This is a genomic window from Chitinophaga sp. W3I9 (assembly GCF_050434025.1).
In the GTDB taxonomy this organism is placed as follows: Bacteria; Bacteroidota; Bacteroidia; order Chitinophagales; family Chitinophagaceae; genus Chitinophaga.
On record NZ_JBNPWC010000001.1, the window covers coordinates 3,328,989 to 3,351,817 of the forward strand.

Annotated in this window: 18 protein-coding genes; 8 read left to right on the forward strand and 10 right to left on the reverse strand. The window is 46.8% G+C overall.

What is annotated here, in order from left to right; genetic code table 11:
* Positions 1-2: 2 nt before the first annotated feature.
* Together QFZ51_RS13930 and QFZ51_RS13935 are read right to left on the reverse strand one after the other, a co-directional pair.
* The gene (locus QFZ51_RS13930; RefSeq protein WP_429046585.1) at positions 3-1,373 is read right to left on the reverse strand and encodes a TolC family protein; all 1,371 of its coding nucleotides are present in this window, start codon (positions 1,371-1,373) and stop codon (positions 3-5) included.
* Between the two features lie 157 nt (positions 1,374-1,530).
* Entirely contained in the window at positions 1,531-2,148 is a 618-nt protein-coding gene (locus QFZ51_RS13935; RefSeq protein WP_429046587.1) for a TetR/AcrR family transcriptional regulator, read from the reverse strand.
* A gap of 191 nt (positions 2,149-2,339) precedes the next feature.
* On the opposite strand from QFZ51_RS13935, the gene QFZ51_RS13940 reads away from it, so the two are divergent.
* Positions 2,340-3,344 carry an aldo/keto reductase gene (locus QFZ51_RS13940; protein WP_429046588.1) on the forward strand — a complete coding sequence of 335 codons (1,005 nt, stop codon included), beginning with the start codon at positions 2,340-2,342 and terminating at the stop codon, positions 3,342-3,344.
* A gap of 66 nt (positions 3,345-3,410) precedes the next feature.
* Positions 3,411-4,313: a helix-turn-helix domain-containing protein gene (locus QFZ51_RS13945; RefSeq protein ID WP_429046589.1), complete on the forward strand. Its 903-nt coding sequence runs from the start codon at positions 3,411-3,413 to the stop codon at positions 4,311-4,313.
* A 41-nt stretch (positions 4,314-4,354) separates the two neighbouring features.
* On the opposite strand, the gene QFZ51_RS13950 is transcribed toward QFZ51_RS13945, so the two are convergent.
* Genes QFZ51_RS13950 through QFZ51_RS13975 form a run of 6 tightly spaced genes read right to left on the reverse strand, consistent with a single transcriptional unit; the run spans position 4,355 to position 13,942 of the window.
* The gene (locus QFZ51_RS13950) at positions 4,355-6,580 is read right to left on the reverse strand and encodes a DUF4838 domain-containing protein (protein ID WP_429046590.1); all 2,226 of its coding nucleotides are present in this window, start codon (positions 6,578-6,580) and stop codon (positions 4,355-4,357) included.
* A gap of 22 nt (positions 6,581-6,602) precedes the next feature.
* Complete coding sequence (locus QFZ51_RS13955; protein ID WP_429046591.1) at positions 6,603-9,464, reverse strand: tetratricopeptide repeat protein; 2,862 nt, start codon at positions 9,462-9,464, stop codon at positions 6,603-6,605.
* Positions 9,465-9,475: 11 nt separating this feature from the next.
* Positions 9,476-10,963, reverse strand: a complete 1,488-nt coding sequence (locus QFZ51_RS13960) for a glycosyltransferase family 2 protein (RefSeq protein ID WP_429046592.1) — start codon at positions 10,961-10,963, stop codon at positions 9,476-9,478.
* Positions 10,964-10,978: 15 nt separating this feature from the next.
* Complete coding sequence (locus QFZ51_RS13965) at positions 10,979-12,412, reverse strand: glycosyltransferase (protein WP_429046593.1); 1,434 nt, start codon at positions 12,410-12,412, stop codon at positions 10,979-10,981.
* Positions 12,412-13,566: a HEAT repeat domain-containing protein gene (locus QFZ51_RS13970; protein ID WP_429046594.1), complete on the reverse strand. Its 1,155-nt coding sequence runs from the start codon at positions 13,564-13,566 to the stop codon at positions 12,412-12,414. Before QFZ51_RS13970 ends, QFZ51_RS13965 begins: the two co-directional genes overlap by 1 nt.
* A gap of 4 nt (positions 13,567-13,570) precedes the next feature.
* Positions 13,571-13,942: a response regulator transcription factor gene (locus tag QFZ51_RS13975; protein ID WP_370911289.1), complete on the reverse strand. Its 372-nt coding sequence runs from the start codon at positions 13,940-13,942 to the stop codon at positions 13,571-13,573.
* Between the two features lie 266 nt (positions 13,943-14,208).
* On the opposite strand from QFZ51_RS13975, the gene QFZ51_RS13980 reads away from it, so the two are divergent.
* From QFZ51_RS13980 to QFZ51_RS13995, 4 genes are read left to right on the forward strand one after another with little or no spacing between them, the layout of a single operon-like run.
* Positions 14,209-17,586, forward strand: a complete 3,378-nt coding sequence (locus QFZ51_RS13980; RefSeq protein WP_429046595.1) for a response regulator — start codon at positions 14,209-14,211, stop codon at positions 17,584-17,586.
* Positions 17,587-17,593: 7 nt separating this feature from the next.
* On the forward strand, positions 17,594-18,415 hold the full coding sequence (locus tag QFZ51_RS13985; RefSeq protein ID WP_429046596.1) for a CheR family methyltransferase: 822 nt from the start codon (positions 17,594-17,596) through the stop codon (positions 18,413-18,415).
* Between the two features lie 38 nt (positions 18,416-18,453).
* Positions 18,454-19,008, forward strand: coding sequence for a chemotaxis protein CheB (locus tag QFZ51_RS13990; protein WP_429051589.1), 555 nt, complete (start codon positions 18,454-18,456; stop codon positions 19,006-19,008).
* Positions 19,005-20,111: a sensor histidine kinase gene (locus tag QFZ51_RS13995; RefSeq protein ID WP_429046597.1), complete on the forward strand. Its 1,107-nt coding sequence runs from the start codon at positions 19,005-19,007 to the stop codon at positions 20,109-20,111. The genes QFZ51_RS13990 and QFZ51_RS13995 overlap by 4 nt, the downstream gene beginning before the upstream one ends.
* Here QFZ51_RS13995 and QFZ51_RS14000 read toward each other — a convergent pair.
* Entirely contained in the window at positions 20,105-20,950 is an 846-nt protein-coding gene (locus QFZ51_RS14000; protein WP_370911293.1) for a hypothetical protein, read from the reverse strand. The genes QFZ51_RS13995 and QFZ51_RS14000 overlap by 7 nt on opposite strands.
* A 22-nt stretch (positions 20,951-20,972) precedes the next feature.
* Positions 20,973-21,773 (reverse strand): alpha/beta fold hydrolase, encoded by an 801-nt coding sequence (locus QFZ51_RS14005; RefSeq protein WP_429046598.1) that lies wholly within the window; start codon positions 21,771-21,773, stop codon positions 20,973-20,975.
* Between the two features lie 19 nt (positions 21,774-21,792).
* On the opposite strand from QFZ51_RS14005, the gene QFZ51_RS14010 reads away from it, so the two are divergent.
* Entirely contained in the window at positions 21,793-21,951 is a 159-nt protein-coding gene (locus tag QFZ51_RS14010) for a hypothetical protein (protein WP_429046599.1), read from the forward strand.
* 152 nt (positions 21,952-22,103) lie between these two features.
* The gene (locus QFZ51_RS14015; RefSeq protein ID WP_429046600.1) at positions 22,104-22,766 is read left to right on the forward strand and encodes an HAD family hydrolase; all 663 of its coding nucleotides are present in this window, start codon (positions 22,104-22,106) and stop codon (positions 22,764-22,766) included.
* Positions 22,767-22,829 lie beyond the last annotated feature (63 nt).

Below are 22,829 nucleotides of genomic sequence, written 5' to 3' on the forward strand. Positions count from 1 at the left end.
TTTTATTGGTTGTTGTGATTGTTGTTAATATCATAAGATGCCTGTGCGCGTTCTACCGACGCATAGGCCGTTTGCACGGAAGCCTGTGCTACGGCCGTTTGCAGCTGGGCCTGGGTAAGCTGGTTTTGTGCGTCGAGCAGTTCTATATACAGTAGTTGTCCTTCTTTATACACTTTCATCTGGTCGCGATAGTACCTTTCGGCAAAGGACAGCTGGCTTTGTGCTGTTTTAAAATTTAGAATTGCTGTCTGGTAATTGTTTACTGCTTCGTATAGTTGTAACCGTAGCTGGTCACTTGTTTGATCGGCGGCATTGGTGATGGTGGCTACCTCGTTGGCGGCCTGTTTGATTTTGTATTTGTATTTGTGAGAGGCAAACAGGTTCCATTCCAGGTTTACGCCAAACATATAGTAGCGGGTATCTTTATCGAAACGCGCGCCGGTACCTTGTGAGCCGAGATCGATGAATGTGCTGAGCTTGGGTACCAGGTAGGAGCGTTGAAGTTGTTCGTTTAAGCGGTATACGTTAGTAGCGCTTTTATATTGGGCCAGTTCTTCACGGCCGTTGATATCTTTGCCAGGCAGCTGTGCCGGCATCTGAAGAAGGGTGCTGTCGAGCGTAATATTTTCATCCAGTCCACGGTTCAGCAGGAAATTAAAATAGGCTTTGGAATTCTGCCGGGCGTTAATGGCTTTGTTGATATCGGCATCTGTTTTTTGTTTTTCCGTTTGTGCGCGGTACAGGGCGGTGTTGTTACGTATGCCGTTACGCACCATGCTCTCGTTGATCCGGATGTTTTCATTGATAAGCGACAAGGCGTTGTTGTAAATAGCCACCGCCTGTGCGGCCTGGTAGTATTGGTAGTAGGCCGTTTTAATATCGCGTACCAGTTCCCGTTTGTATACGTTCAGGGCGGCCTGTTGTTGTGTAATCTGTTCTCTCCGGATTTTCTGGTTGTAATAAATCTCTGCATTGATCAGCGGCAAACTCGCCCTTACTTTGGCATCATAAAAGTTATCGGGGTTTAGCTGCACCGATACGTTGTCGATGTTTTTGAAATCATGGCTGTTGGTCAGCTGATTCAGGCTATTGTACACCGGGTTCATAATATCCCCGATGGGAAAATCGATGGTACGGCCGCCTGCTGATTTGGTGTAGCTGCCCAGTACCGATACATTCGGTCCAAAAAGGCTTTTTGCTTCCTGTAAGGCGAGCATTGATTTGGTTAGCTGGAAGTTTTGATCTTTTAATCCTTTATTGTTGCTGAAAGCGGATTGTATGTATTGATCCAGCACAGAACTTTGTGCAAAGGAGCTGAAGCCCGCTGTGATCAGGCCTATTAACAATGCTCCTTTTGTGATTGATGTGTACATAATGAACGGTGTTTATTGATGCCGAAAAAAATAAAGCCGGCTGGCTTTCTGTTAATCGTTGTTGATATAATGAACAGTGTTTAATGATGTTCTTAAAAAAAAGCCGTCAAGGCTTTTAAGTAAATTTTGGTTTCACTTCATCTTCACAAAGCAGTACTTATGCTTTAATCATTCGCAGGTATTCTTTAATGGCTTCGTCTACCACTCCCGGCATATCTTCATCTGAAACCCTGGACACTTTGGAACATCTTCCCCGCAGGTGCAGGCTCACAAGGCCATGCGCAAAGCCCCACACAGAAAGAGTGCCTATAGTAGCATCTTTAAACTTCACTAATTTTTTGTCGATACATTCCTGCATGAGGTGATATAAAGCATCATAGGCAGGATCTCCGTTCATCCACTTTTCTTCTTTCATCACCGCATTCATCGGCGCTTTTATGATAAACATCAGGTCATACAGCTCCGGATGATTTCTTGAAAACTCTATATATGCATGCGTAAGCTGCTCCAATCTTCTGAACGGTTCGTTACTATTCACTTTTTGCTGGAACTCGGTTGCCAGGGTCGCGAATGCTTCTGTTTGCACATCATACAACAGCTGATCTTTATCCTTGTAATAAAGATAAATCGTTGCGGGACTGTATTCTATTTTATCAGCAATATTGCGGATAGATACTTTTTCATATCCGTCCTCCACGAACATTTGAATAGCTACGTCTACAATACGCCTGCGCATTTCCGCCTTTTCACGTTCTTTTCTTTCTATTATGCCCACGTTGAATTGTTTACAGTGCAAATATACTGAACAGTGTTTATTTTCCAAATTTATTTTTAGGAAGAGCGATTCTGGGCCTCCGGGAAGGGGGAGACCAGGTGTCAGGTCCTTGATTTGCATACAACTTTCAGGGCTTTGCATACAGCTATTAAAGTGTTCTTAGCGAACTTTGACCTATTAAAATTAACAGTATGGTAATGAAGAAAATAAATTTGGGAAGCGAAGGTTTGACTGTACCAATTATAGGTTTGGGCTGTATGGGTATGACGGGTTTTGAAGAAGGAAATATATATGGAGAGGCAGATGAGCAGGAAGCTATTGCTACCATTCACCGATCGCTCGAATTAGGTGGCAATTTTTTAGATACTGCCGATTTGTACGGTCCTTTCAAAAATGAGCAGTTGATTGCTAAAGCAATAGCTGGTAATAGGAATAAGTATATTATCGCGACAAAATTCGGTTGGGAAATAGATGATAACAACAAAGTGACCTGGGCTATTAATGGCAAAAAAGAATATGTGAAAAAAGCGGTGGAACGTTCTCTTAAAAATCTTAACACGGAGTACATTGATTTGTACTACATGCACCGACTCGATAAAAACACGCCTATCGAAGAAACCATTGAGGCGATGAGTGAGCTGGTGAAGGAAGGAAAAGTGGGTTATCTCGGACTATCAGAAGTATCTTCAGAAACTATAAGAAGAGCTCACGCCGTTCATCCGATTACGGCGGTACAAAGTGAATATTCTTTATTTGAGCGTACAACAGAAGAACGTGGCATACTGAATACTTTGAATGAACTTGGGATAGGTTTTGTTGCCTATTCCCCATTAGGACGTGGTTTTTTATCCGGGCAGATCCGGACCATGGATGACTTACCGGAAAGTGATTTTCGCCGGGCAATTCCCCGTTTTCAGGAAGCTCATTTTTACAAGAATATTGAGTTGGTTAAAGCCATTGAGGCAATGGCCGGAGAGAAAAAAATAACCACATCACAGTTGGCACTGGCCTGGATTATAAATAAGGGCATCTTACCTATTCCGGGTACCAAACGAAGAAAATATTTAGAGCAAAACATAGCGGCCACCGGAATTGAATTAAACGAAGCTGATCTGTCGAAACTCGAAAGCATTGTGCCGTTGGGTACTGATACCGGTAATCCATACGATGAGTTTAGTATGGGGCTTATTGACTAGCGTATTGTACGGTTGCATTTTTAAGAATGCAACCGCTATTCTACACCTTAAAATGTTTAAATTAGTATGATGAATGCCATCAGATCAGTCTCAGAATTTCACCGGTTGCTCTCTTTGCCCGAGCCACGTCATCCATTGGTAAGTGTGATTAACCTCGCCGAAAGTACTTTCCTGGAAGATGATGTATGGAAAGGTTTTGTGAATAGATTTTATTGTGTTGCCCTCAAAAGGGAAGTCAAGGGTAAAATACGATATGGTCAGCAACATTATGATTACAATAAGGGTGTTCTGAGCTTTACTGCACCTAATCAGGTTCAATACCTGGATCTGAAAAACGTAGAATGCGGATCCGGTTACCTGCTTGTTTTCCATCCTGACTTTTTGCTGACCCATCCTCTGGCAAGCAACATCAACGGTTATAACTTCTTCTCCTACGCTGTAAATGAGGCGCTGCATCTTTCTGCTGAAGAAGAAGATGATCTTATTACAATATTGAACAAGATCGACAAGGAATGCCTGCATATTGATAAATATACCCAGGGAATTATCCTATCGCAAATTGAGTTGTTGCTCAATTATTCCAATCGATTTTACGAGCGGCAGTTTATCACCCGGAAAAACCACCATCATCAACTGCTTGCCAAATTTGAACGCCTTGTTGATGAGTATTTTGACAGCACCAGTACGACAACGCAACCGGAACTATTAACGGTACAACGCATGGCCGAACTCATGAACCTGTCTCCAAACTACCTGAGCGATCTATTGCGCATGCATACAGGGCAAAATACACAACAACATATACATCAGCGATTGATTGAAAAGGCGAAGGAAAAACTCTCGACTACAAATTTATCGGTAAGCGAAATTGCTTATGCTTTGGGCTTTGAACATGCACAATCGTTCAGTACGCTGTTTAAGAAGAAAACTAGTTTGTCACCTCTTGAATTCCGGCAGGCATTTAACTGATAATTAAGATACACCGTATTAAGTCCGCCTTTGCGTAAGGGTTATTCCACGGTAATCTCGTCGCAGCAAAGCGAGGGCTTCTTTCCCTCCACCAGGCGCCAATCGGGAAGTGTAGCCGGACATTTGGCAGTGATCCGGATATACCTGGCCGAAACGCCCGGGATGGAGAAACTATAGTGATGAATACGTACTGCGTATTCTTCCTCCGGAACAGGAATATCCTTTACGCCGGCAGATGTAAAGTGAGTACCATCTGCAGATGTTTCCACCAACACTTGTGCAGGATTGAAAATATAATGCCGTGCATCCTGTAAAAAATTCATTTGGACCTGGCGGATAGTTTTACTGCTGCCCATGTCAATAGTAGCTACCATATCCTTACCATAAGTAAAGAGCCAGTTGTAACTGAAGTCGTTGCCACCGGTTAATCCATCGGTAAGCGTACGCTCCTTTTTAGGCGTATACTCCGGCGTGTACGGATTTACAAGGGTAACCGCCGCACCTAACGCAAGACTCTTCACCCATTTACGGGAAAACAACTCCTGCCACTCCTGCGCATAGGCATCAGGGGATAACCCGCCTTCTGCCAGTTCCTGCACACCGGCTGTTTTGCATTGCGCCACAAATTTCTGTACACGTTGCGGCCACCGCGGGTTTACCGTGCCATCAGGCTGGAGATAGCCATATTTGTCGGTGCCATAAAAACGCGATTGCTGCAACACCGCATATTCCAGGAATAACCGGGTATTATATACACGCTGGAGATAAAGCGGGTTGTTACCTACTGCCGCTTCGGCCTTATCGAGAAAACCGGAATACTGGTCTGTTTGCACCGGCGATAAATAATCGCGCGATGAGTAGATGGGGTTACCGTAGATATCCAGCACCGCACGGGTGCTTTTAACAGCATTCGTGAGCGCGTCGAGGTATTGCCCCATCGCAGGCGCGGCAGCACCGTAATAGCCCTTTAAAAAGTCACTGTTGACCTTTTTCATATCAGCAGCCGGTTGCCATAACAAGGCCGCCTGTACGTAGCTGTTGTATTCTGCCATATCACCATAGGTTTCGCCGCTGCCCTGGGAAAGCACGCCTTTTACATGATGAGCCGCAAAAAATTGGAGGTTGGATGACAGGTTGCTGTAATCGGGGAACGGATTCAGGTAATTGGTAAACTGCGTGGTATAATCCCAGATGAAAAGGTTGCCGGTAGTGGCTTCCCAGTCTTCCAGGTTTTTGCGGAACCCGGCTGCAGAAGATGCCTGGGCGAGTGGTTGCTGCCGGAATGCGTCAATAGTGCTCAGCATAATGTACACATTGGCCGCCGGTTTTGTTTTTAACGGGGCTTTGGCCGTATAGCCATAAGCCAGCGTGGTAAAGCGTTGGTCCGGGAATTGTTTGGCTACCCGGTTTACAAAACGGATCAATGAACCCTGTGGACCGCCCTCTTCTGCATCTGCCTTGCGGCATAGATCGCAGGTACAGCCGCCGCCGCCATCCTGCGGGGCAACAGACCAGTACATGGCATCCGGGTTGTTTGCCATCGCTTTTTTAAACCAGTCTACCGTTAAAGTATATACGTTTTCATTACTTAAACAAAGCTGCAACGGCTGCCTTTTACCATTTACCATTGAATAGTATTCCGGGTGATCCCTGAAGTAAGTATCCGGTGGAAGAATCTTGAAAAAGGAATGTCCCCATACGCCCCAAAGGTCTTCAAACCGGTGTAACCCATGCCAGGCAAGGTATTCGGCATCCATGGAAGGAGGGTAGTAGCTTTCCCGGTAAATAAATGCAGGCTCCTGCAAATCGGAGATAGCGCCGTTTAGTCGTATATCCTTCATCGTAGGTATTACTGCCGGACCCGCAGCATCCTTACGGCAACCCATATACGTTTGTAACACATAATATACCCCATACACCACTCCCTGGCCACTGCCACCACGGATAAAGAGCTGCCTGCTTTTGCTGCCGGTGAAAAAACCTTCTCCATGAATTTCAGCCGGGCCTGCACTATGGGTGGTATTGCCAATAAACACCGCCGGCTGGTCCTTGTATTGAGGTTCTGATATCACGGGTAGCGCAGCTCCGGAAATACGTTGGATATAATCCCGGAGAATACCTGCCGCTTTGCTTTCTGCTTTGGTAGCCTGTTCCGGCAGCACAATCACGTATTCGCTGCGTCCCTGCCGTACCAGTGTAATCTCTTCTGCCGGAGGCCGACAGGCACTGTATAACAACGTAGTGATCATTAACAAAAGGCTGTTCATAATTCTGCACATTGTAATTCCGTTAAAATTTACGCTGAAGCGTTACATAAATATCGTACTGGTTCTGGTACCCGGTATCACTGATCTTCTGGTTAATCCAGGTGCCGAAAAGTCCGAGTGTGGTCCGGTACCGGATCATTTTCTGGTAGCCTGCACCAATGCTATGTGTCAGTAAACCGGTAAGATTGGGAAAGTTAATCAGCCGGCTCCTGTCGTCCGGAGAGGTACCTAATCCTGCTACTACCTGCAGATAGTCCTGCCGCCGGTTCATAAAATAACGGGTGGTGAGATTAAAGGACGTGTAAAAATCAGAAGATTCGCTGATGGCATATCCCCGCAGGTTTACCCAGAAATCGCCGAAAGGCTTTGCCACAGAAACCACACCGGAAATGCTATTGGTACTGTCCAGGTTCAGGTAACGGCCTCCCAGTTCCACTTCTATATCTTTTTTAAAGGTCTTGAATATCGAGTAGGCTGCCCGTAATTGTGGGAACACCGTTTTGTTGGAGTAAGCCAGCATACCATAAGAATACAGTTTAGGCGTGTGGGTGTAATACATTTCTGCCAGTCCCTGTAAGCCATTGCCGGTTTTTCTGCCGGCATAGTTCAACTGCACCGCGTAAGAGCCCCGTTTGATGTAGCGCCGGTATTCAATAGTGGCAATGTTATATTTGTCGGACATGTAATCATAGCTGGAGTTGAGGTAATACAATCCGAACTGGTTCTTCAGTGTTTTACTCGCCAGGTAATCATGGTAGTCGGTATTCACGGCAGTGGGTTGCAGCTTTACGATCGAATCAGCTACCAGTGCGGCGGCCGTGAAATCTTTTTTATTCTCCAGGGTGATGGCCCGTTTCATTAAAAAGGTTTCATTGTCCGGGTAATATTTTATTCCCTGCGCGGTGTAGGCGAGGGCGCTGTCGTAGCGTTGCTGCCCGTTGAGGATATTGATACTGTACAACAGCGCCATTGAATCTTTCGGGCGCAAGGCCAGTACCTGGTTAAACGCGGCCAGCGCGCTGTCGGGTTGCTGATTACGCTGGTAATCAGTACCGGCCGACATCAGGCTGGTAAGGTATGCATTTTTGTATTTGAGTGTGTAGGGATAGCGGTTCACCAGGTCGGCGGTAATGGCAGCAGATTCGTTATACGCATGCATGTCCTGAAGCACGGATGCTTTTTTCAGCAGGAAATCACGGTTGCCGGGATACAAGGTCAGCGCTTTATCTGCAAAGTACAGGGCGCTGTCGGGCTTACCGGTGGCGCTTTGCATGTTGATCATATAATCGAGCGCCTCCTGGTTGGAAGGCACTATGGCCAGTACCTGTTCAAACTGTTGCTTGGCCAGGTCATATTCTTCTGCCTTCATTAAATTACGGCCTGCTGTTAAACGCATATCAACAAAGTTGTTGCTGAAGCGCTCATCGGAAGGATAGCGGGTTGCCAGTTCACCGGCAATGGCGGCAGCTTCTTCATACCTGCCGGCATCTGCCAGCACACCGGATTTTTTCAGGAGAAAAGATTCATTGGCCGGGTAATAAGTGAGTGCCTGGTCCAGTACTTTTAATGCAGCGGAGGTGTTTTTTTGAGAGATATAGGTATTGGCGAGCAGGTGCAGCACCGCAGAGTCGCCAGGACTTACCTTCAGGGCCGACTCAAAGGAGGCAAGTGCCAGGTCGTACTGCTGCTGTGCAAGGTATTCGCGCCCGGTGACGGTTTGCAGCTGTACCAGTCTTTCTTTGAGCACCGGATTGGGTGAGCGCTGATACAGTATCATTGCCAGTGCCGCGGCGCTGCCATACTTACGGTCACCTTCCAATACATCCATCTTCAATGCCAGCAGGTGGCTGTCGTTGGGATTGGCTTTCAGGCCCCTGTTAATCCATGCCAGGGCTTCCTGGTAAGCGCCACGGGCCATACTGTAACCAATGAGTTTATCGAGCGCTTCGCGGTTGCCGGGATTTTTTTCCAGCACACTGCCATAAAGCGTATAGGGGTCCATGTTAGCATAGTAAGTAGCGGCTTCCATGCGCAGGGAAGTTTCCATAGTGCGTGCTTTGGGATCTCCCGGGTACCGCCGTTGTATTTCCTGTAAGGTACTCAGCGCTTCTACATACGCGTGCATGTCTTCCAGGATGCTGAGCTTCCGCATGAGGAGGTCGTAACTGCCGGGATGAGCGGCAAGTTCATCATTCACCTGCTCCAGCGCCGACTGGTAATTTCCGCCCTTTAATGCCACGCCCAGGTTGGCTTCCCGCGCATCACGATTATGAGGATCAGCCAATAGTACCCGGTCGTAACTCTGACGTGCCATGCCGCTGTTGCCTAATTGCTGGTAGTACTTACCGCTTTGCAGGTAGTGTTCAATATAGGCATTGCGCACGGTGGTGTCTTCAGGATATTTGCTCATGATGGTTTCGGCCAGTTCATTGCCACGATATACTTTGTGCTGCAAATCCAGTATGCCCAGCTTCTTCAGCATAAATTCCCGGCTGCCGGGAAAATACGCCAGGGCTTCATCTGCATAACATTCCGCTTCTGCATATTTTCCCGTGGTAAGTTCTACATTGATCGCATAATAATAGGCATCGCGGTAACGCGGATTTTTGGCAAGTACTGCTTTGGTATATTTCCTGGACAGGTCATATTGTTTGGTGAGCATATACAGGCGCGCCAGTAACAGCTGCTGATCAATAAAATCAGGTTGTGCCTTCAGCGCTTCGTGCGATAAGCTGATGGCTTTATCATAGTGCTGCAGTTTTGTTTCCTGGACGGCCTGGTTATACAGTGCTTCTGCATTATTCTTCTGTTTTAAAATCTGCGCCTGCGTTTGCATCGCCCAACACACCAGTATTCCGGTTAACAGATGTTTTAATACAGCCATTTGCTTGTCATTTATAAGTTTATTTTTTCTTTCCAAATCCCTGTCTTTGCATATTTCCCCACGATGATTTTTTTCCCCGTCACGAAGAACCAGTATCCTCGCAGTGCAAAAAATACAATCAGCGGATGGTAGATCAGCGGTTCAAAAAGGGCCATCAGCGACAGTGAAATCACTTCCCGCCAGGTTTTGTAATAGCCGTAGGTAAGCTGGTCCCAACAGATGGCCAGCGTACTGATCATCACGGAGAACAGGTATACAAAGAGTAATAATATAAGTGCATAAGGCCAGTTTACCTGGTGCGTAATAATCAGGTAGATATAATAAAGGATACCGGTAAACTCTATGATGGGCGCCAGAAACTCGAAGAACAGGTTATAAGGCAACACAATCAGTCCGAGTTTCTTGTAACGCGGATTGAAAATGAGTTTCCGGTGCAGGGTGATGATCTCCGCCAATCCGCGACCCCAGCGGGTCCTCTGCCGGCTGAAAACTTTCATGTTCGGAGGGCCTTCGGTCCAGCATTGCGTGGTGGGAATATAACGTATGGCGTATTTCAGTTTGTTATCGATCATAAATGCGCACATGCGGGTTACAATATCCATATCCTCCGCAAAAGAGCTGTGATCATAGCCACCGGCTTTGATAGCCACTTCTTTATCAAATAAGCCCAGCCCGCCGGAAACATTGGGTACACTGTTCATCACGCTCCATCCCATTTTCCCCAGCACGTAAGACCGTATATATTCCATTTCCTGGAAACGGGGCAGCACTTTTTCGGGGGGGCGTACCCGTATGATCACGCCTTCATCAATTTCCGTGGAGTTAGCTATGCGTAACGTAGCGCCGGTGGCTATCACCTGTCGGCTGTCTTCCATCACATGCACATATCCGCACTGCGGACAAGGTTCCCCGATCTCTTTGGTTTTCTTATGCTCTTCATCCATGAATGGTTTGATCATACGGAGCAGCGTATCTTTTTCAATGATACAGTCCACATCTGTGTTCAGGAAATAGTCGAAGGCGGCCGCATTGATCCCTGCATTGGCAGCATCGGCTTTACTTTTACCATTTACTTTATCGACCACCAGCAATTTATCGTAGGCGGTGTTGGTAGATTTAAACAGTTGCCGCACGGGTTGTGTTACTATCCTTTCGTTGTAGGCGAAATCCACGGGCACCAGTTCAAATTCCATAATCAGCTTTTCCAGCGTATCGTCTGTACTGCCATCGTTTACAATGATCACTTCATAACGTGTATAGTTCAGCGTCAGGAGCGAACGTACATTCATGATAATGGTAACGCTTTCATTGTAGGCAGGCGCAATCACGGATATGCCCGGCGTGAGCGGGGAATCGAGCAGGTGATTATAGTCGGTGAAACTGCTTTTTTTACGGAAACGGATAATACCACGGTAAGACAAATACGCCAGCAAGGCGTACATGCACAACAGTACGCAACCATATATAAATACGCCTCCTTCAAAAATTGTTCTGAGCATAGCACACTGTTTTCTTTATTTCTTCTTTTTTCCAAAGCCTTGCCGCTGCATATTTCCCCACGTACTTTTTTTGCCCGTCAGGAAATAATAATATCCCCGCAGGGAAAAAAATACAATGAGCGGATGATATAGTAAAAACTCCATAAAAGGTGTCAGGCACAAATAGGCTACCTCCCACCACTTCTTATAATAACCAAAAGAAAGCTGATCCCATAGGATAGCGATAGTGGTGATCATAACGGCGTATGTATATACGAAAAGCAGCAGCAACGATGCATAAGGCCAGTTTACCTGGCCGGTTACGGCGAGGTATATATAAATAATGACACCACTGAACTCTACCAAAGGCGCCAGTAATTCAAAGAAGAAGTTAAAAGGAAATACGATCAGTCCCATTTTTCCATAGCGGGGATTCAGGAACATACTGAAATGGGCATACATTAGTTGAGCCAGTCCGCGCGCCCAGCGGGTGCGCTGCCGGCTGAATATTTTTACAGAAGCCGGTCCTTCCGTCCAGCAGAGGGTTTTGGGAATATACTTCACTGCATAGTCAATCTGATTGTCGTGTGCATAGCGGCACATCCTGGTAAGCAATTCCATATCTTCCCCGAAAGAGCTGTGGTCATAGCCTCCGCAGCGGGTGGCTACTTCTTTATCAAATAAACCCAGTCCGCCGGAAACGTTGGGTACACAATTAATATAGCTCCAGCCCATTTTCCCCAATACGAAGGAACGGATATATTCCACCTCCTGGAAGCGGGGGAGCAGCTGCCGGGGAGGCCGCATACGGATCAGCACTCCTTCGTCAAAGTCGGATGAGTTGGCGATGCGCAAAGTGGCGCCAACGGCAATCACCTTTCTTTTTTCTTCCTGCATTACCGGCAGCGCCAGTTCCAGCAAGGTATCTTTATGAAGGATACAGTCAACATCGGTGCAAACAAAATACTTAAACGTGGCGATGTTGATCCCCGCATTCACGGCATCAGCTTTACTTTTACCATTCACTTTATCAATCACCATCAGGGCAGAATAAGCGGGGTCAGTGGATTTATAGATCTTCCGCACAGGTTGCGTCAGTATCCTGGGGTTATAGGCAAAGTCCACCGCCACCATCCTGAATTCCGAGACCAGCTGTTCCATGGTATTATCGGTGCTGCCATCGTTGATGATAATGATTTCATAGCGTGGATAGTTGAGCGTAAGGAGCGACCGCACATTGGAAATAATGGTGAGGCCTTCATTAAAGGCAGGTGCAAGGATAGTAAGACCAGGCGCCATCGGCGAGCTGGCCAGTATGTCGAGCTGATGTTGGGTGCTTTTCCGGGTGTAATGGCGGATAGCCAGCATCGACAGCAGGGCCAGTAAGGCGTATACCAGTAGTAAAACCAACCCATATACGAAAAGTGTATTTTCGTAGGCCCTGCCCAGCCATGATAAAATGCCCTCCATCAGTATTTAATTAAAGGGTTCATACAATGCTTCAGTATCAGCAGGTTTTCGCGATTAGCGGTTTCCAGCAGTTCCTGTATTACGTTGCCGGCTAGCTGGTTGTTTCGTACCAGGGATTTGGCGGCAGCTTTGCGCAGATCGAAGTTGGTAGAATGCAGGAATTCCTGCTTCAGGAAGTCGATCTGACGTCCGCTGCTGATGCGGCCTATGGCCTTCAGTATTTCGATCTGGCATTGCAGTGGCTGGCTGCTGTACATGGATACCAGCCTGTCTTCCACGTCGGGGACCTTTAGTTTACCAAGACAATTAATGGCGTCTGCGCGCAGGTAATGATCTTTCGTGTCCAGCAGCTGGGTTACTGCAGGTACAGCGGGCAGCTGGTTATAATGAACGATCAGTTTCAGGCAAAAAGAAACCACGCTTTTATTGGAAGAGTAGGTGACCCACCTGGCGAAGTTGGGAATGGAGATATCTTCCGTAGTGGTAATGATCCGGAATAATTCCACCTGGTCCCACATCAGCAGGGGATCGGTTACCACATCAAAGAATTTAAAGGGCTCATTTTTACTGAGCTTGATATACGCATGCCGCGCGGCGGCACGTAACTCACGGTTACGGCTATTCGTTAATGGTAGAATGGTTACATCTGCCACGGGGATATCCATGTCGATGAACTCTGTCAGTGCCCGTACTTTCCGGGCCCATTTGGGCGACTTCATCTGCTTCATGGTATCCTTGCTCAGTTCCAGCTGGATGTACAGGTTGCGCAGCAGGTGGCCGGCATTGCCTCCTACATTGCGGCGGAAATGTATAATGCGGTCCGTGGTAGCCTGCCTGGCCCATTTCTTATGTAAAGGCAGTTCCTGGAATCCATCCAGGTTCAGCTGTATCTGGCTGGCCGGTGTGCCTGCGGCTACTTCGGGATTAGCCATGATCTCATCAATGATCAGGTTATCGATCTTTGGGAGCAGGTAATCCAGTCTTTTTCTCCGCTGATGCCCCAGGAACCGGCTTCTTAATATAGAAAGATAAGCCAGCAGGGTAACCAGGACAGCCACTATAATAAATATCATTGCCAGCCTGATGGCCAATGGCGCTTCCCTGAATGTGCTGAGCGCGGGATCCAGGAAAGCAGGAATGGGTATATCGAACATGCAGCTATTTATTCTTCATTAACAATCTTTTGACCCTGATCAGTAATTCTGCAGGTATGATCGGCTTCTTCAGGAAATCATCTGCTCCCAGTTTAAAGCCCTCCATGATCATGTCTTCGTTACCGGCATTGGAAACAATAATCACCGGGATCGGCCTGGGCTGGCTCTTTACCCGGCTCAGAATTTCAAACCCGTTGGCATACGGCATCATAATATCCGTAATGATCAGGTCATAACCGTAATTGGTGGCTTCCAGTTTTTCAAATGCTTCTTTTCCGTTTGATACGTGGTCCAGCTCATACTCTGCAGAAGGGAGAATCCTTGCCACTATTTTGGGCATTATCTCATCATCTTCTACTAACAAAATTTTACTCATCGTGGCTGAATTTAATCCGCTAAACAAAACTGATATTTAATTGTTCGGCAGGGTGATACTTTTATTGTGTTTTCTAAAGATGCGCTTCGTGGTATTTGAAATGGCTGATGTTATATGGATATATACTTTAAAAATAAATGAATAGTTTTCCATTGATAAAAACAAATGGTTACATTACTGTTTAAACAGATTTATTGCTCCCCCCAAAGGTATTGAATGTGAGTGCATTTAGGTATTTTTATGCTATATTAAGGAATTAATATTATATGAAGATTTCATTAGTTAACAGACTGTACCTCGGATTTGCCGTTATTGTATTGCTTGTTTTACTCGGCGGATTTTTAACGTGGCAAACGTTTACCGAGCAAACAGAAGAGGCGGGATGGGTACAGCACACTTATCGCGTACTCAATGGTTCCGAAAGGGTACAGCGTTTATTATTTGATATGGAAGCTTCCCGCAGGGGTTTCCGGGGCACTTTTAATAAAAAATTCCTGCAACCCTATGAGCTGGCGCTTCCCAAAGTGCCGCCCGCCGTAAACGATCTGCGTACCATGGTAGCGGACAACCCGAACCAGCTAAAAAATATAGACTCCCTGGAAGATAATATCAATGCCCTGCTCAGCTACTGGAATGTACTGGATCATACCTTAGTACAGCAACGCTTCGAACAGAATGGGGACATTACAGAAAAAGAAACGCTGTTGATGGACAGGGTGCGGGCACAGGTAGGCAAGGTAAATGGAGAGGAACGCCGTTTGCTGGCTGTTCGCGAGAACGTAAAAAGCAGTTCTTTTACCAAAGCTGTCAGAACCCTGTTGATCAACAATGCATTCATCCTGCTGGTAGGTTCTATCCTCATGAGAGTCACCTACGCAGAGTTTAAACGCCGTCTGCGCGTGCAACAGGCGCTGAACCGCAAACTGGATGAAGTGGTGGAAATCAACGCCGCTGCCAATGAAAAGAACTGGATGCTGACTGGCGTCAATAATATGAACGACAGCCTCCAGGGCGTGAATAACCGCGATGAGCTGGTACGGAAATGCCTGCATACCCTTACTGCATTCGCGGATTTTACGGCAGGCGCCTTCTATTGCTACGACGATAAATACCAGGATCTTCGTTTGTACGCTGCTGTTAGCATGCCTGCTGCTATTCCACAGGCGGTGTCACTGAACGACGGTTTCCTGGGAACAGCCGTCTCCGGAAAGGAGATCCTCGTTATCAGCGACGTGCCGGCTAACTATTGGCAACTGAACTCTTCCAGCGGACACCTTCAGCCAGGCTCCCTGGTAATGATGCCACTGTGGATAGAAAATGAATTGCTGGGCGTTATTGAACTCGCCTCTTTCCGGAAAGTAACGCCTTTACAATTGCGGTTGCTGGAAGTATTGTCAAAAGATATAGCCGTTGCCGTTAATGCAGCCAATGCCCGTGAAAAGATCCTGCATCTGCTTCAACAGGTACAGGAACAAAGGGAAATCCTGATCAGCCAGCAGGAAGAACTGCGGCAGTCGAATGAGGAACTGAGCAGGCAGTCGGAAGTATTACAGGCATCTGAAGAAGAACTAAAGGTGCAGGAAGAAGAACTGCGGCAGGTAAACGCAGAAATAACAGAAAGAAATAAAGACCTGGAAATGGCCAGGGGAGCGCTTTCCCTCAAGGCTACTGAACTGGAAGCCAGCAACCGTTATAAATCAGAGTTCCTCGCCAACATGTCCCACGAACTGAGAACCCCACTGAACAGTGTGCTCATCCTGGCGAAAATGTTGCAGGAAAACAAAGATAAAAACCTCACAGGAAAACAAGTGGAGTATGCCGGTATCATCTATAAATCCGGTTCCGACCTGCTGCACCTGATCAACGATGTACTGGACCTGTCTAAAATAGAAGCCGGTAAAGTAGAGATGGAATTTGAAAATGTGCCGGTGCAGAGCATTGTGGACGACCTTTCCGACCTGTTCGATGTGGTGTCGCACGAGAAGCAGATTTCCTTCGCCAAAAATTTAGCGCCGGATGTTCCTGCAGCTATCCATACCGATAAACTCCGGCTGTTACAGGTAGTCCGCAACCTGCTGTCAAACGCATTTAAATTTACACCAGCAGGAGGCGTGGTCAGTCTTTCCCTCTATGTAAGCACTCCCGGCACACTCTGTATCAGCGTTACAGATACCGGTCCGGGTATACCGGCAGACAAGCAGGAGCTGATATTCAACGCCTTTCACCAGGGAGATGGCAGTACCAGCCGTAAGTACGGTGGCACCGGCCTTGGCCTGAGCATCAGCCGGGAACTGACGCAGCTGCTGCATGGAGCGCTCCGCCTCGATCACAGCGGCCCTACCGGCAGCACTTTCACCATTGTATTACCGGTAAACGCTACCATACCGGGCGCAGTGCCGGTAACACCGGTAAAGGACATTGCCCCGCAGATACAATCTCCCGTTGCTGTGAACGACGACCGCGATAACCTCACCAAACAGGATAAACTGATCCTGATTATTGAAGACGACGTTCATTTTGCGGATATCCTGCGCGACTTTGCCCGTAACAAGGGATTTAAAACCATCGTGGCGCATAACGGGCAGGACGGACTGGCCTATGCCCGCAAATTTTTGCCGGTAGCCATTATCCTGGATATGAACCTGCCGGTAATTGACGGCAGCAGCATTCTCAAAATCCTCAAAAGCAGTGAGGAATTGAGTAAAATCCTTGTACACGTTGTAACCGGCGCAGATATACAGGCTATTAAGGAAGATAACATACATGGCTATACGAGGAAGCCGCTTGAACTGAGCGACCTTGAAGCAGTATTCACCAGCATCAGCGCACAACTGCAAGCACGGCTGAAAAAAGTACTGCTGGTGTCGGTAGGACCGCTGAGCGCAGGCGCCACACTTGAAACCATGAGTGCCGAAAGGAATCTTGGCAGCAGGTATGATATTGCCGCAGGCATTCCGGAGGCGCAGGCGTTGCTCGCCGGAACAAAGTATGATGCAGTAATAGTGGAAATTGGTAAGGACCTCCAGGCCGGTTTACAACAACTGGAAGCGCTGACGCAGATCCCCGAATCAGGTGATACGCCGCTCCTTGTGTACCTCGACCAGGATATTACCGGCAGCGAAGAGCAACAGCTGAAAAAGTATGCTTCTGCTATTGTGCGCAACTCCACGCATGCCACCGACCGGCTGATGGATGAACTCGAGCTTTTCCTTTACAAACTGCAGAAGAAAACAAACATAGAAGATACGGCCACTACCTGGACGGAAGGCAATCTTTCCGGCAAAACCGTGCTGCTGGCAGATGATGATATGCGTAATGTTTTTTCCATCAGCGCACTGATGGAAGAACAGGGTATTTCGGTGCTCACCGCCGCCGATGGCCGGGAAGCACTGGAAGTATTGCAACAGCATCCAACACTCGACCTGGTACTGATGGATATCATGATGCCGGAAATGGATGGTTATGAGGCTATGAGACATATCCGCGCTGACGCCCGGTTTCAGCAATTGCCGGTAATTGCCCTCACTGCCAAGGCAATGGCTGGCGACCGGCAGAAATGCCTGGAGGCAGGTGCATCCGACTATATCGCCAAACCCGTAGATAATATAAAGCTGCTTTCCCTGTTACGGGTATGGTTGTCATAAAAATTATATGGTAGAGGAAATCAGTCATGGAGATTTTACAGAACTGGTGAAGATCATTCAACAGCGCTACGGGTATGACTTTTCAGACTATGCCAGCGCTTCATTGAAGCGCCGCTTCAGCCGCTTTACCGGCATGGCGGGAATCGACAGCGTCTTTGAACTGAAACACCGCCTGGTGAATGAAGAAAACTTCTTCAGGGAAATGCTGCAGTATATCACGGTGAATGTAACCGAAATGTTCCGGGACCCCTCGTTTTATAAGGTATTGAGGGAGCAGGTACTACCACGACTGGCGTCTTACCCGATCATTAAAGTATGGCATGCCGGCTGCGCTACAGGCGAAGAAGTGTATTCCATGGCGATATTGCTGGAAGAAGCCGGCTTGCTCGACCGCTGCAGGATATACGCCACAGATATCAATGAAGCCAACCTGGACAAAGCAGAAAGCGGGATTATTGCCCTGAAAGACATGAAAGAGTATACCGCTAATTATATGCGGTCCGGCGGTATCAACGACTTTTCCAACTACTATACGGCACGTTATGATAATGCGATCATCCACCCGGCCCTGCGGCGCAACATTATTTTTTTTCAGCACAACCTCGTGACAGACCAGGTGTTCAATGAATTTCAACTTATCTGTTGCCGGAACGTTTTTATTTATTTTAACAGAACACTGCAGAACCGGGTAGTAAAATTATTTTATGAAAGCTTAACTTCGTTAGGTTACCTGGCATTAGGGATTAAAGAATCACTATTATATAATGAAGAAAGGACAAAATTTGAAACAATAAACCAGGCTAATAAAATTTTCAGGCGTAAAATGTAAGAAAGCTGACAACGCCCCATTCATACAGGATCCTTGTTATTGGCGGTTCTGCCGGCAGTATGACAGTGCTCACCAAATTGATCAAAGAGCTGCCAGCAACATTTCCTATGCCAGTGATGATCGTTATCCACCGTTTGAAAAATGTACAAAGTGAATTGGGTACCTTACTATCCGGGAAACAAAAAATTACAGAACCGGATGATAAAGAACTATTATTGCCGGGGCATATTTACCTGGCCCCGCAAAATTATCATTTTCTGATAGAAGCCGATGGAACTATTTCGCTGGACTATTCCGAACTGGTAAATTTCAGCCGGCCTGCTATAGATCTGAGCTTCGAGAGTGCGGCCCTTGTCTTTGGCAACGCCGCCGTGGGAATACTGCTTAGTGGCGCCAATAAAGACGGTGCAGCAGGACTTTGCCATATCGCCGCGTCCGGTGGCACGGCGATTGTACAGGATCCGCAGACCGCCGAGTTTAACACGATGCCCCAGGCTGCCCTGGATCTTTGCTCCGGTATTCAGACCATGTCCGTTAATGATATCATTCGTTACTTAAGAAATATTAGCACGAAAATAAACGTCGATAAATGAAGCAGCGTAAACCAAAAACATTCACCATACTGCTGGTAGATGATAAAGCAGAAAACCTCGTATCCCTGGAACATATGCTGGAAGGCGATAACAGAGAGATCTTAAAGGCTGATTCGGGTAATGAAGCATTGAAAACAGTACTCCGGCATGATGACATAGGTCTTATTATGCTGGACGTACAAATGCCGGATATGGATGGTTATGAAGTAGCCCGTCTCTTACAAACAAATCCTAAAACAAAAGACATCTCTATCATTTTTGTAACTGCCATCAATAAAGAGGAGCAATACGTAATGCGGGGCTTTGAAGAAGGAGCGGTAGATTACCTGTCGAAGCCCCTCGACGTAAATGTTACCCGCGCAAAAGTGAGTGTATTTGAAAAATTATACCGCTACCAATATGAGCTGAAAGAAGCCATGGCCGCAAAGGAAAAGATCAATAAACAGCTGGAGCGGTTTATGTATGTGGTGGCGCATGATCTGAAATCCCCGCTGTCGGGCGCTATTGGCTTGCTGGCGCTGATCAACGAAGATGAACGCATTCAGAATGCGCCCGACCTGAGTGAGTATATGAAAATAGTGCTGGGCGCTACCAATCACCTCACAGAAATGATTACGTCTATGCTGGATTATACCCGGCAAAGCGATATGGAGCAAACCATTGAAGAGGTGAACGTCCACGAACTGGTAACACAGTTATCAAAGCTGTTATTTCCACCTGCCAATATCCATATTGAAACGGTGGGCACCCTGCCGGTACTGGAAACCAATAAACTCAAGTTGCAGCAGGTATTTCAGAACCTGGTTTCCAACGCTATCAAGTATAACGACAAGAAGGACGGCGTCATTACCATTGGAGGAGCTGACAAAGGAGAGTTCTATGAGTTTTATGTAAAAGACAATGGTCCGGGGGTAGCTAAACGTGACACCGACCGTATCTTCAAACTATTTGAGCGGCTGGACAACGAAGGAAAAGAAGAAGGCACCGGTATCGGTCTTAATATTTTCAAATTGCTGGTAGAAGAACAGGGAGGTAAAGTATGGGTAGATTCCCAGCCGGGTGAAGGCAGCACTTTTTATTTTCTCTGGCGCCAGCGTTATTGATCACCGTTTTCAAAAATCCATAATCTTCCGCTGATCTGTTGCGTGGTAACCGGTAAACAGGATACCAGCAGTACCTTATTTTCCATTTGCCACCGCCAGTTGCTGATGGAATTTTCGGGGGAAGAAAACAGGTGCATCGCTTCCCTGTCAATAGCTTCCAGGTTCAATGTTTTGTTCCGCAGTTGCATCATGGCATCTGAAAGTACGGCGGGCAGTTGCTCTCCCGGGCCTGACAGGCCCAGCAGGGCAGCGCCTTCCTGGTTTACCCACCCGGAAAATCCGTCGTTGTTGATGAACACCAGCGCATGCGGAATAGTATGAAGGATAGCGGCAAACCGCACGGCTATACGTTGGAAATAGATCTGTTGCTGGGATTGCACCAGTATTTCTTTCAACCGTAACCGGATTGTTTCTATACACTCCAGGAAACCGGGTTCAAAGGAAGGTGGCTCACTCCATCCAAGAATAAGCAGGCTGTTATTGGGACTGGTATTTACCGGGATGATAATGGCAGATGACAGGGCCAGTAGTATTTCTTTAAATACATTCTCTTTTGGAGGCGGTATCTCGCGCCAGTAAATGGTTTTAAAGCCCTGTGTATACAGTAGTTTTTTGATGGGTTCAGGGTTCAGTACCATATCGTTCAGGTGAAGGGGAGAGGCACATTTCACCTTGGCTGTTTCTTCATCTTCAAATTCCAGTTGCAGCGCAATGTCTGCTTCCGTCAGGTTTTTTACCAGGGAGATGCTGAATGCGAGAAAGGAGGAGATATGTTTATCCTTATCCCATCTGCCGGTTTGATTAATAAAGTTTAAAGCTTTGTGCTCCCAGGTGCTCACAATATGAAATTGAAAAGATGAACTAAAGAAACGATTGTATGGCGGCTACTACTTCCATTGGCGCCGATATTTGGGGGAAATGCCCTTCTGTTTCCACTTTGGTCAGGCGGCTGTTGGGAATATTGGCTTCCAGGTACTCACTCACTACGGCCGGTACGGCAATATCGTTGGCGGTTTGCACTACCAGCACAGGCAGTGTTACTTTGGGTAGCTCCCCGCGGTAGTCCAGGTAAAAAATGGCTTTGGCTACCTGGATCGCAATATCCGGACGGATGTCATTCAGGGTTTTGGCAAAGGCGGCCGCTAATTCCGGTCTGTCTTCATTTCGCATAGCTACTTTTGAAAAGCCGGCAGCCCAGGCGTGATAGTTTGCTTCCATTGCTTCAAATAAACTCGTCAGCGTTGCATGATCAAACCCGCCGGTATAGCCGTCTTTCGGATCATTAAGATAGCGTGGACTGGAACCCAGCAGTACCAGCTTATCAATCATGCCGGGATAGTGGATGCTGGTGAGCATACCTGTCATACCACTTACCGAATGTCCCACAAAAGTCACCTGCCGCAAATCCAGTGCCTGGATAATACCGGCAACATCAGTAGCGTAGCCATTGATAGCCTCATAACGTTTGGGACTGTACGCTTTTATATCGGCCTTTCCGCCACCCACATTATCAAACAGCACAATTTTGTAATCATGTTCAAATGAGGGAATTACTTTTGAAAAAGAAGTTTGATCAATGCCAAATCCGTGAGCGAAAACCAGCGTCTGAGGGCTTTCCAGGTTACCGGTAACATGGATGTTGTTTCTTAGAATAATGTCCATACTACAATAATATTTGAAAATGATAACTATAGCTGCTGAAAAGACAGGTTATTTTGAGATGCCGGATTTGTCTGTTGGTGTATCAAATATAGGTAATTCCGCGGATTTTGTCTTTCTCGCTGATTACGCTGATTATACTGATTTTTGGATTTTACTTTTTGATTTTATAAAGGATTAAGGGATTTAAGCGGATATATTCGCTTTTATCTCCCTTAATTATTAAATCATAAAAAAATCAAAAAAGTAAAATCCAAAAATCAGTATAATCAGCGTAATCAGCGAGAAAGACAAAATTCGCCTGTATCTTTGCGCCTTACAAAAAAAGGCATTATGACACAGCAGCAAAAAGCATTTCTGTTTGACCTTAACGGTACCATGATCAATGACATGGAGTATCACCTGGAAGGCTGGTACAACATGTTGAATAAGCTGGGCGCCAATCTTCCCCGGGAGATTGTAAGAAGCCACATGTACGGGAAGAATGAGGAACTGTTGGTGCGTGTTTTTGGGAAAGACCATTTTACAGCACAACAGATGGAGGAAATTGCCCATGAAAAAGAAGTATTGTACCAGGAAGCATTCAGGCCTCACCTTGAGCTGATTGCTGGCCTCCCGGCTTTCCTGGAAAAGGCTGCCGCTGCCGGTATCCCGATGGCAATAGGTTCTGCTGCCAATACTTTTAACATTAACTATGTGCTCGATAACCTGCATCTCCGGCATTACCTGAAGGCAATTGTCAGTGCAGATGACGTGGCTACCAGCAAGCCCAACCCGGAAGTATTCCTGAAATGTGCGCAGTTACTGGACGTGACACCGGCCGGTTGTATTGTGTTTGAGGATGCGCCCAAAGGTGTGGAGGCTGCTTTGAACGCCGGTATGGAGGCCATTGTGTTAACGACCATGCATACACGTGAAGAGTTTGCCGCTTACAATAATATCAGGGCTTTTGTGGCGGATTATACCGATCCTGTGTTGCAACAGCTGTTTAGATAAACAAGGAAAATTGTAATATAATTTCCTAATGTCAGCAGGGAACCATAAATTGCCGGGTTATAT

What these genes read in the sequence shown, in the direction of transcription:
- QFZ51_RS13930 (WP_429046585.1), bottom strand. Translation starts at nt 1,373, where the DNA reads ATGTACACATCAATCACAAAAGGAGCATTGTTAATAGGCCTGATCACA.
- QFZ51_RS13940 (WP_429046588.1), top strand. Translation starts at nt 2,340, where the DNA reads ATGGTAATGAAGAAAATAAATTTGGGAAGCGAAGGTTTGACTGTACCA.
- QFZ51_RS13945 (WP_429046589.1), top strand. Translation starts at nt 3,411, where the DNA reads ATGATGAATGCCATCAGATCAGTCTCAGAATTTCACCGGTTGCTCTCT.
- QFZ51_RS13950 (WP_429046590.1), bottom strand. Translation starts at nt 6,580, where the DNA reads ATGAACAGCCTTTTGTTAATGATCACTACGTTGTTATACAGTGCCTGT.
- QFZ51_RS13955 (WP_429046591.1), bottom strand. Translation starts at nt 9,464, where the DNA reads ATGGCTGTATTAAAACATCTGTTAACCGGAATACTGGTGTGTTGGGCG.
- QFZ51_RS13960 (WP_429046592.1), bottom strand. Translation starts at nt 10,963, where the DNA reads ATGCTCAGAACAATTTTTGAAGGAGGCGTATTTATATATGGTTGCGTA.
- QFZ51_RS13965 (WP_429046593.1), bottom strand. Translation starts at nt 12,412, where the DNA reads ATGGAGGGCATTTTATCATGGCTGGGCAGGGCCTACGAAAATACACTT.
- QFZ51_RS13970 (WP_429046594.1), bottom strand. Translation starts at nt 13,566, where the DNA reads ATGTTCGATATACCCATTCCTGCTTTCCTGGATCCCGCGCTCAGCACA.
- QFZ51_RS13975 (WP_370911289.1), bottom strand. Translation starts at nt 13,942, where the DNA reads ATGAGTAAAATTTTGTTAGTAGAAGATGATGAGATAATGCCCAAAATA.
- QFZ51_RS13980 (WP_429046595.1), top strand. Translation starts at nt 14,209, where the DNA reads ATGAAGATTTCATTAGTTAACAGACTGTACCTCGGATTTGCCGTTATT.
- QFZ51_RS13985 (WP_429046596.1), top strand. Translation starts at nt 17,594, where the DNA reads ATGGTAGAGGAAATCAGTCATGGAGATTTTACAGAACTGGTGAAGATC.
- QFZ51_RS13995 (WP_429046597.1), top strand. Translation starts at nt 19,005, where the DNA reads ATGAAGCAGCGTAAACCAAAAACATTCACCATACTGCTGGTAGATGAT.
- QFZ51_RS14005 (WP_429046598.1), bottom strand. Translation starts at nt 21,773, where the DNA reads ATGGACATTATTCTAAGAAACAACATCCATGTTACCGGTAACCTGGAA.
- QFZ51_RS14010 (WP_429046599.1), top strand. Translation starts at nt 21,793, where the DNA reads ATGATAACTATAGCTGCTGAAAAGACAGGTTATTTTGAGATGCCGGAT.
- QFZ51_RS14015 (WP_429046600.1), top strand. Translation starts at nt 22,104, where the DNA reads ATGACACAGCAGCAAAAAGCATTTCTGTTTGACCTTAACGGTACCATG.